General features: G+C 37.9%; 1 protein-coding gene. It reads right to left on the bottom strand.

The window, feature by feature from the left end; translation table 11 throughout:
• Positions 1-73 precede the first annotated feature (73 nt).
• Positions 74-874: 50S ribosomal protein L11 methyltransferase (gene prmA, locus E1176_RS00580; RefSeq protein WP_155208648.1), on the bottom strand; the 801-nt coding region annotated here is incomplete at its 5' end.

Here is an 874-nt window from a genome sequence, read left to right as displayed (position 1 = left end):
ATTCCTAAAATATTATGAATTAACCAATTGTGTTAAGTTTAACGTAAATTGATTAGAAAAAATTGACCTACTATTAATTTTTCCTAAATACAAGAGAGCACCACTGATTTCTTGTAGCAGCGTGTTGGAGCTCAAGTTTATGTTGAGAAGCAGCAGACTTTAAATCTTCAGCATCAGTTTCATAAAAGCCACTAAAAATAATATGACCCTTCGACTTAATATTCTTTACATACAGCGGCATTTCTTCTAAGAGCACATTTTTATTGATGTTGGCTAATATGATGTCATACACACCCTCAAGATTAATCGTGTCAATAGTGCCTTCCTGAACCTCAATATTGTTGCAGTCATTGAGCTCTATATTTTCAGGCGCATTCTCGGTACTCCATGAGTTGTTGTCGTAAGCTACAACTTCTTTGGCACCCAACTTTTCGGCCATGATGGCCAAAATGCCTGTTCCACAACCAGCATCAATTACACGCTTATTTTCATGGTCTACTCCCAGTTGGTTTTTAAGCATCAGGTATGTGGTGTCATGATGACCCGTGCCAAAAGACATACGGGGATTTATGACAATTTCGTACGGGAAATCAGGCTCTTGTTTATGAAAAGTGGCCCTTACGAGTATGTCTTTATCAACATGGATAGGGTCGTAGTTTTTCTCCCATTCTTCATTCCAATTTCTTTCTACTACCTCCTCAATATCGTAAGTTATATGAGCCTGAGGATATTTTTTTACCAGAGCCTCAATACTATCACGATTAAAGAAAACCGGTTTTATGTAAGCCTCCAGGCCGTTATCGGTTTCCATCATAGAGTCATAGCCCAACTCTGAAAGTTCCGCTATTAATATTTCAGTGAAATCACTTTCACA

The sequence above is a fragment of the Fulvivirga aurantia genome, assembly GCF_009711475.1.
GTDB lineage: Bacteria > Bacteroidota > Bacteroidia > Cytophagales > Cyclobacteriaceae > Fulvivirga > Fulvivirga aurantia.
This window is presented reverse-complemented; position numbering and strand designations above follow the sequence as displayed.